Origin of the sequence: Pontiella sp. (assembly GCF_041622395.1) — a bacterium.
GTDB lineage: Bacteria > Verrucomicrobiota > Kiritimatiellia > Kiritimatiellales > Pontiellaceae > Pontiella.
Map to the genome: position 1 here is coordinate 25021 of NZ_JBFJYW010000004.1, position 6492 is coordinate 31512.

Genomic DNA, 6492 nt, shown 5'->3' on the forward strand with positions numbered 1-6492 from the left:
CAACCCCGCACGCAGCGTGCCGGCTAAGCGCCGGCGCGACGGTGGTTCTCGATGGTCGGCGGGGTCGAGTTGCCGGAGGCCTGGAGATCGAGCGCCTCGGGATGGTTCCGGTAGTGCGCCCGGACAGCGGCGGCAAGTTTTGCCTTCACCGCTTCGTCGATGGTGCAGATTCGGCAATCCGGCAGGACTTCCAAGAGGTGATCGAGCAGGCGGTCCTGCGGTTCGGGCATGCCCGGACGCCACGAGGCGAGCAGGGTTTTGTCGATGCGCGCCGGCAGGGAGCCGAGAATGCCCACATCGTTCTGGTCGTGCACCAGCAGCCCGGCGGTGGTGCCGCGGTCGAGGGTAAGCACCTGGAAAAAGTAAAGCGTGTGGTAAGCCAGCTGCGCGGCGCGTTCGGCATCCGACGGCGGCCCGACCTCGCGACCCGGCAGCATTTGCACATAGGCATCGATGGCCGCCTCCCCCACCCGCTTGGCCAACGCCAAGTCGGCGGCGAAGCTGCCGGAATTGAATTGCTCCAGATAGAAATGCGCAACGCCGCGGTGCCTCCCGAGGGCGGGAATGAAGAAATAGCGGTCGCCCTGCGCGGATGCCGCTTCGGCCAGCGCCCCGAAGGCCCCGTTCAGCGCGGCGTTGAAATGCGCCGTATCGGCTTCGTTGGGCATGGAGGGATTGAGGTCGGCCATCAGGCGCCAGTAGCCGTCATCGCCTTTCGTTTCGGTCCAGCTGATGTGGAGATGGACGGACGGCGCCTGCGGATGCGCCGGATGAACAATGGTCGAAATCGCGGTGGCCGAGGCAAGCCGGCGCGCCGGCTCGTCTTCGTAGTGCACCTGCGAGACATTGACGGAAGCCCTTCCCTGCAAGGCCGAATCGCCGATCCCGAAACGGCGGCCGCCGCCGTGGCGCCCGCCATCGCGCAGCCACTCGCATTCGGGGAGCGGCTCGCCGCCCCGGGCTTCCAGGGCTGCGACGAACCGGGCCTGCAGCGACTCGACGAGGGCCAGCGCCCGCACCGCCCGCTCCGACTGTGCGCAGCGGCGGCTCATTGCTCCTTCGCAACCTCCATGATGTAGCGGAAGCCGACATCGCTCGGGACGGCCGCCGTATCGGAGGAATAGGAACACGGCAGGAAGTTTTCCGGTATGGAGGCGCTGCCGCCCTTGAGCTGGTAGAAACTTTCCGAGTTCGGCAACTTCGAAGCGGTCATTTCCCGGACGTTTCCGGCCAGATCGAAGACGTTGTAGACCGACTTGTCGGTCAGCACGAAACTCTTCGGCGGCGCAAAGATCGGATATTTCCCCTTCGCCGCATCGTTGTTTTTGGTGAGCGTATAGCGATTGTCGAGCTTGTTGCCCCAGACATAGGTACGGCCATCGACGCCACGCGCGGCCTTTTCCCACTGCTGGACGGTCGGAAGCTTGATGGCGGCCCCCGTTTTCTCCCCGAGCCAGGCGCAATAGGCCTCCGCCGCTTCGCGGGGGATTCCAACAACGGGATGCTCGAGCTTGAACAGGTCCGGCCACAGCAGGTTGCCGGCGCCGTCCCACACATCGTGGAACTCGCGCGCGTTTTCGACGACCTGGACGCGGCTGCGGTAGGCCTGCTTCAGCGCGGGGTCGGAGAGGCTCTTCCAAAATTCCAGGTATTCGCCGAACGTGACCTCGGTCTCCTTGATAAAGAAGGGCTCGAGCGCCACGGACTGCTTGCGATAGAAACGCGACTCCTCGCCGCCGAAGACGAATTCGCCGCCGGGCACGAAGGCCATGCCCTTGTAGAACTTCGAAGGGAACCAGGCATGCACGACCTTTTTCTCGCCGTGCCCGATATGGATCGGGAAGGGCTTCATGCCCTGGCCGCCCGACAGGGTGACCATGGCCAGATAGGAGCCCTCCGGCACCACCTGGACCGTAAACGGCGGCGCCTTCTTGGCAATGGCCGTGTCCTGGTCCGGCACCAAACGGCCCTCGACGTTTTTCAGACTGAAGATGAGAACCTGTTCGACGTTTTCAGAAGCCGTCACCTCCAAACTACCGACGCCCTCGACCTGCCGCCGGACCCGGTAGAGAAACTCGCGGACGTCGTCCGCCGGCATCTTGCCCCAGGCCTCCAACCGCTTGTCGAGATCGCCGAGCCACTCCTTGGCGAGCTCGGTGTCGCCGCGATAAAGGGCCAGCTCCAGACGCTGACGGAGGATTTGGTAGAGGCCTTCGCGGACCCGTTTCTTGTTCCGCAGCGGCGGCGGAACGCTTTCGAAGTTGCTCGTTGCAATATTGAATTGGTTGTGGATCTCGCCCAGCTTCTTCCTCAATTCGTTCTGGAGCCGCCGTTCCACCTCCGTCTCCTCGCGGAGCTCCTGCCGGGCGGACTCGGCCTTGAGCTCGTCGAACAGTTGGAATGCTTCCTCGGCAATGCCGCTGCCCAGGGCGAGGTGGACTTCGCCATCCTCCACGTCGGAGCGGTAGTTGCCGTACATCATGGCCGACTGCGCGCCGTAGGCCAGGCAAAAGGCGGTGGCCACGGCGGCGATTACGCTGGCCTTGACCGGATTCCGGCGGCAGGCCTTCCAGAAGCGGACATGGCGCGGCGCCTTGTAGATGCTGACATCCCGGTGGCCGATGTAGTTGCGGATATCGTCGGCCAAATCCTCGACCGAACGGTAGCGGTTGACCTGGAAACGGGCCATCGCCGTCATGCAGATGGCGTTGAGCTCGCGCGGGATCTTTAGATCCGGGCGGCGCTTGCGCGGCGGCAGGAAGTTGCCCTCCTTCACGCATTCAAGCAGCTTGCGCAACTGCATTTTTTCGAACGGCGCCTTGTAGGTCAGCATGTTGTAGAGGATGGCGCCGAGGCTGTAGACATCGCTCTGGAAATCGATCTCGCTGATGTTGCCGTCGGCCTGCTCGGGCGACATGAAGTTGGGCGTCCCGGAAATGGCGCCGTCGAGGGTGTGCGATCCGTCGTTGAGCTCATCCATGCGCAGCTGCACGTTGCCCGCCGCCGCGCCCGATTCGCCGAGCTGCTTGACCAGCCCCCAGTCGAGAATCAAGACCTCGCCGAACTCGCCGATCATGATGTTGGCGGGCTTGAGGTCGCGATGGATCACCCCCTTGCTATGGGCAAAGGCCACGCCGTTGCAGACCGACAGGAAAATTTCGAGCAGCGTGTTGAGGGGATATTTGTGGATATAGAACGAGGTGTTGGCCTCGAGGCGATCGAGGATCTCCTTGAGATTCTCGCCCTGGATCTTTTTCATGGTGAAATAGACCCCGAGCTCGTCCAGAACCCCCATCTCATGCACCGGCATGATGTTGGGATGTTCCAGCTGGGCCGTCCCGCGCGCCTCCTTCAGAAAGCGGTCGACGACGTCCTCATCCTCGCGGAACTTTTTCTTCAGCGACTTGATGGCCACTTCGCGGCCGAGCAGGCCGTCTTTGGCGGTATGGACTTCGCCGAACGAGCCTTTGCCCAGCGGGGTGATGTCGGTGTAGTGCGCCCCCGCGTTCTCCAGCTTGACGGAAAGAACGCGCTTGACCCAACCGAGCTCGCGGGTCGAGCCGTTGCCCGTCGTTGCGTTGGATGTCGCGGTGGGGTCGCTTTTGTTTCCTGCGTCGGGTTGTTCCATTTAAACCTCCGAAAATGCAACCATTCTAGAGGAACGGCGAATCCCGAACAATCGAATATCGAGCGGATTGCCGCCGCCGCGGCGCCTGCAAAGTCGGCGCGAATGCGGAGGGGCCAGCCCTCCGGCATTCGCCGGCCCGGTCGCTCGCGCGCCTAGGCTTTGATCCAAGCCTTGATGCCGGACGGCAGCGGCAGAATGGCTTTCACTTCGCATTGCCCCGCCGGGATTTCAACCACATCGCCCGTTTGGTGGCCGATCAGGGCCTTGGCCAAGCGGGTTTCGGAGGAGATGATCGAGAGGCTCTCGTCCTGGTCCCATACCCCGAGGATATAGTAGGTTTCAACGATTCCGGTCTCCTTGTAGGCCAGTTCCACCCCGCAACCCGGGGAAACAAAGGCAAGATCGACATCGGCGAAGTCGGTCGGCTTGACCTTTTCGAGATCGGCGGCCAACTGGGCGCCCTGGGCCATCAGCAGGCCCTGGCGTTCCTTGGCATATTTGAACTCGGCGTTCTCGCGCAGGTCGCCGTAGCTGCGGGCGACTTCGATCTCCTTGGAGTTTTCCGGGATGTCGACAGTCATGATTCGCTCCAGCTGCTTCTGGCGCTCGGCATAACTGTGCGCGGAGGTCTGCGGCACCTGCTTGCGCGGCGCGGAGGATGCGCTCGGCAGAATGATGTCCTGCAGCTCGGGGAACTTGCGAAGCACCTTGGCCACCACGGATTTGCGATCAAGGGCATCCCAGCCGTTGCCTTCATGGATGCGGCGCAGGAAGTCGCGGCGCTGTTGCTCGGTCATGGCGCCCATCACATCGTGGAGCCACTCTTCGGTCTGGAAGCGTTCGCGCAACTGGTTCTGGGCGCGGAGCATGGCCCCGGCACTGTTGACCTCCAGCACTTCCTGGACGCGGAAGGCGAGGTCGCCCTTGGAAATGAGGTCCCACTTTTCGACGTATTCGCCGGAACGCTGGCACCAGAGCAGCATCGGCGAGCTGGCGGTACGCCGTGCCACGGCGCTGGCCATGATCTGGCGCACGTCCTCTTCCGCGCCGTGGGCGATCAAGGCCGCCATCACTTCGTTCAGCACCGGATGGCTGACCACCGGAATGACTTCCGAAAGGGTGGCGATCACGGCGTCGCGGTCGTTCTCGATGAGGATCGAGAGCAGCGTCTGCAACTGGCGCGAGGGCAGGCGGTCGAGCATGGTGACGAGATCGTCGTCGATCAAATCGCGGATCATCTTGGCCGTATCCAGATCGGTCGGCTCGATCTCGAAGACGCGGGCGTAGATGAACCCTTCGGCCTTCCACTCCGGGCGGGCCGAAGGCGCCCCCTTGATGATGAACGAGAGCCGGTTCGAGAGGGCTTCCTTCGCCGCGTCGGTGGTGATGTCGATATTCTTCTCGATGATCTCCTTGAAGCGTTCGAAAAGACCTTCGATGTCGCGTTCCTGCGCGATCATCGCGAACCATTCGTCGTCGTAGGCAAGCCCATCCTTGTGGAAAACAATGTTGTCGGAGCGCTTTTTCGGGATTTCGACGGAGGCGTCGAGTTTCAACTCGCGGCGGGCCCCTTCCCAGAATTTTTTCCAGGCGGCTTCCGGCATGACGGACGGGATCAGTTTTTCCATGAGACGGGCCACGGACATGTTGCCGTAGCTGCCCAGGGCCATGCGGACGACCTCGCCGGGCGTTTCCTTGACCAGACGGTCGAGCTCGGCCGGGTTGTTGTGCTTGATGGCCAGGATATGATCGTCGTCGAGCACTTCCAGAGCTTCGGCGGCATAGCTGAAGGCCATCTCGTGTTCGCCCTTGCGGTCGAACTCGATTTCGAGTTGCTGGTAGAAAAAGTCGATGTCCTCGATGATGCCGAAGCCCCACGTCTCGTTGTAGCAGAGCATGCCCGGCTTGAGCGAGCGCAGATGGGCCAGCCGCGCAAAGCACTCCAGCACCGGCAGATTGCTGCCGAACCCGGCGGGCTCGACCATTTTCAGGGCATTGCGGTCGTTCGACAACAGCTTCTTGACCGAACCTTCGACATCCTTGACCGACCGGCGAACACCCCCGAGCCAGGCAAGCACCTTCAGGGCCTCGTCGACCCGATCGGCTTCCGCCAGCTGCTGGAATAGCTGTTGCGCGCCTTGATCGGCCTCCGATCCGCGGCCGGCATCCACCAGCGCACCCAACACCTTGAACAGTTTGGCCTTGTCGATTTTTCCGTCAGCCAGTCCAACAATCCACTCTTCGTTCACTGATTCCAAATCCATTGTCATGTCTCCTGAAAAATTAGCGGCAAAACATAACTCTTTTTCATGGGGCTGGGAAACGTTTTCGGAGGGGGATTTGCCCATTCATCGGCTAACCCCGGTTCCGTTGCGACAAACAGAATGCCAAAATAAGAAATCCCGACCATCTGCCTCTTTGGTCGATGCCGCCGAATGGGATTTCCCCTCCCGTTGAAAAAAAACGATAGAAACGAAACAAGCGCCTCTATCCTGAATTATTCACGCGCCGAGTTTGCTTCTGGCAACAGCCGACCGGAGGGAGACAGGCTTTGCGCATGCGAAGCAACGAGCGGAGCGAAGTGGCAACGCGTCGAAAGGTGCCGCCGTAGCAGCCTACCGCAAGCCTTTCGCAACGAAGTTGACGAAGTGAAATCGCCGCGCCTACGGTAAAAATGGATGGGACTAAATTTTTGAAACAAAAAACCATATGTACCTTAACCCGGTATGTTAACCCCATTCCCATCCATTTTTATGAATAGATCAGGCTAGCGCGGCATGCCGCAGCCAAAGAGTTTTACCAGCGAATGAATAACATCTACGAATAGGGAGTCTCCAGGAAATGTTCATTCGTAGATTTTATTA

At 61.2% G+C, this 6492-nt stretch carries 3 protein-coding genes; all 3 read right to left on the reverse strand.

What is annotated here, in order from left to right:
* Positions 1–23: 23 nt before the first annotated feature.
* The gene (locus tag ABYO54_RS00650) at positions 24–1052 is read right to left on the reverse strand and encodes a coproporphyrinogen III oxidase (protein WP_372805897.1); all 1029 of its coding nucleotides are present in this window, start codon (positions 1050–1052) and stop codon (positions 24–26) included.
* Positions 1049–3628, reverse strand: coding sequence for a bifunctional serine/threonine-protein kinase/formylglycine-generating enzyme family protein (locus tag ABYO54_RS00655; RefSeq protein WP_372805899.1), 2580 nt, complete (start codon positions 3626–3628; stop codon positions 1049–1051). The genes ABYO54_RS00650 and ABYO54_RS00655 overlap by 4 nt, the downstream gene beginning before the upstream one ends.
* A gap of 152 nt (positions 3629–3780) precedes the next feature.
* The gene (locus ABYO54_RS00660) at positions 3781–5892 is read right to left on the reverse strand and encodes a GreA/GreB family elongation factor (RefSeq protein ID WP_372805901.1); all 2112 of its coding nucleotides are present in this window, start codon (positions 5890–5892) and stop codon (positions 3781–3783) included.
* Between the last annotated feature and the right edge of the window lie 600 nt (positions 5893–6492).

Coding starts and splice junctions, on each gene's coding strand:
- ABYO54_RS00660 (WP_372805901.1), bottom strand. CDS start 5,892: ATGGATTTGGAATCAGTGAACGAAGAGTGGATTGTTGGACTGGCTGAC.
- ABYO54_RS00655 (WP_372805899.1), bottom strand. CDS start 3,628: ATGGAACAACCCGACGCAGGAAACAAAAGCGACCCCACCGCGACATCC.
- ABYO54_RS00650 (WP_372805897.1), bottom strand. CDS start 1,052: ATGAGCCGCCGCTGCGCACAGTCGGAGCGGGCGGTGCGGGCGCTGGCC.